General features: G+C 68.4%; 1 protein-coding gene. It reads right to left on the reverse strand.

The window, feature by feature from the left end; genetic code table 11:
* Nucleotides 1-76: 76 nt before the first annotated feature.
* Nucleotides 77-1,975, reverse strand: coding sequence for a carbohydrate-binding module family 20 domain-containing protein (locus Raf01_RS48965; RefSeq protein WP_203925050.1), 1,899 nt, complete (start codon nt 1,973-1,975; stop codon nt 77-79).
* Nucleotides 1,976-2,521 lie beyond the last annotated feature (546 nt).

Genomic DNA, 2,521 nt, shown 5'->3' on the forward strand with positions numbered 1-2,521 from the left:
CACCCACGAAGCCTGAACCGACCCGACAGCGCTGGCGGACTGCCGGTCGCACGGAGTACAGGGCCGCGTCGCTCCCTCACTTCCAGGTGTCGTTCAGGGTCGCCGAGCCGGACGGCGGTGTGGTGTAGGTACGGTTCGAGCCGCTCTCCCAGGTCACGTTGCCGGCGCCGTCCTTGAGGATGTACTTGTACTCGATGCTGGTGCTCGGCGGCAGCGCCGCGGTCAGCCGCCAGACCGGGTACGCGGCCGACGACATCAACAGTGCGCTGCCGGTGTTCCACGAACCCAGCGCGGGGATCGAGCCGACCAGGTACACGTTCTGGCCCCAAACCGTCGTCCTGGTCTCGTTGAACGTGATGGCGACGGTCGCGGGCGCTCCGCCGATCCGGGTGTTGATGTCGAACGCGACCGCGTCTCTGGCGGCGACCGTGACGGTGGCCGTACCGCCGGAGACCGCGACGGTCGGTCCGGAGCATGAGCCGCCCGAGTAGTTGCCGTGGATGATGTCGCAGTAGGTGCCGTCCGGCAGGCCGGTGGTGAAGGTGCGGGTCGCGGCCGAGGACCCGTTGTTGACGGTGATCCACGCGTCGGCGCCCCGGGAGAACGCGATGAGGTTCGAGCCGTCGGTGTACCAGTTGGCCACCGGGTCGTTGTTGGTCAGCGCGAGGTTGTGCCAGGCGACCAGGTTGGCCACGCCGGTGAGCCGGTCGGTGCAGTACCAGCCGGTGGCGCAGTTGGTGCCGGTGACGTACCCGTTGGCGTCGGCCGGCGGCGAGTCGTCGGTACCGCCGAAGGTGAACCCGGAGTACACCTGCGGGGTGCCGTACCCCCAGGCGAGCAGGAATTCGGTCGCCAGGTTGTAGGTGGCGCCGTTCTTGTAGCTGAGCGTGGAGCCGTCGCGCTCGGTGTCGTGGTTGTTGACGAAGCTGGACGAGTACCCGCTCGGTAGCAGGCTCCACGAGCCGAACCCGCCGAAGCCCGCGATGTTCCCGGTGAACTGGGCCTTGATGGCATCCGCGTAGTCGAAGCCGAGCAGGCTGCCGGTGTTCTCGAACGAGGCGGGCGTCAACTGGGAGTTGCTGGCTCCGAGCGCCACTTCCTGGGTGATGTAGACCGGTGCGCCGGTCATCGTGTCCCGGTTGAGCATCGCTTCGATCGCGGCCAGGTCGGCATGGCCGACATGCTTGGCGGCGTCGATCCGGAACCCGTCGACGCCGTACCCGATGAGCTTGTTCAGGTACCCGGCGAGGGTCGTGCGTACCTTGCCGGTCTCGGTACGCAGGTCCGGCAGGTTGGACAGCTGGCACTCGGTGACCTGCTGGTAGTTGTTCCAGTCGGAGATCTGGTTCGACGCGACCGGGCAGTCGTTCGGGTAGTTGTGGAAATCGGCGCCGGTGTAGTCGGGGTAGGACGCGGAGGGGGTGTAGGCGACGCCGCCGTAGCTGGTGCCCCGGCCGCTCTGCGCGGCGGCGTGGTTGATCACTGCGTCCACGTACACCTTGACGCCGGCGTTGTGGCACGTGGTGACCATGCTCCGGAACTGGGCCTCGCTGCCCATGCGACCGCTGAGGTTGTAGTCGACCGGCTGGTAGATCTCCCACCAGGGGTGGCCGGCGGTGTCGAGGGTGTCTTCCGGCGGTGCGACCTGCACGGCCGCGTACCCGGCCGGACCCAGGGTGTTGGTGCACTCGCTGGCGACCGAGGGCCAGTTCCACATGAACAGGTTGGCGGTGACGTCCTTGGCCGGGGTTACGGCCAGGGTTGCGGCCGCGGTGCGGCCGGGAGCGGCGGACGCGGTACCGGGGCGGGACGCGGCAGCCGCGGGATCGGAGCCGGGCGCGGCAGCCGCGGTGCGGCCGGTGACCGCGACGGTGACCGTGGTGGCGGCGGTTGCGGCGGTGACCGTGGCGGCGAGTGCGGCCGCGGCCAGCACAGCGCCACGCCTGCGGGACGAACGGATCGGGTGGCGGGGCATGTCGACTCCAGGGGCGCGGGCGGGCGAGACGGAAGCCCGACAACAACCTTCGTCGATATAACGTAACCCATCACACCGGACGTGCCGCCGCACTCCGAGTACGTTTCACCGACTGGTCTGGCTCGGCGCGTCTGGCGCCGCGCCACGACCCAGACCAGTCGCCGACCATCAGGTTGGGCGCGTCTGGCGCCGCGCCACGACCCAGACCAGTCGGCCGCCCGGAGTTGGTGGTATGCGGCTCGACCGGCGCGGTTCACCGTCGGGCCAGGTCTCAGCGGTGCCAGGTCTCAGCGATGCCGTGTTTCAGCGATGCCACGTCTCAGCGATGCCATGTCTCAGCTGTCCCAGCCCGGTCCACCGTGGACAGTCTTCGACGGGTTTCGATCGGCAGGATTCTCAGCGAATCTGGGCATTTACCAACAGGATCGGCGCCGATCACCTTTGACAGTGAGGGAATTCCGAGGTCATCGGGCTACTGTCGGTCGGGGTTGCCAGCGGGTACGGTAGCCGCTACCGGGTTCATGAAGGTTCTTGCGGGGGAGGGGG

Origin of the sequence: Rugosimonospora africana, from assembly GCF_016862975.1 — a bacterium.
Classification (GTDB): Bacteria; Actinomycetota; Actinomycetes; order Mycobacteriales; family Micromonosporaceae; genus Rugosimonospora; species Rugosimonospora africana.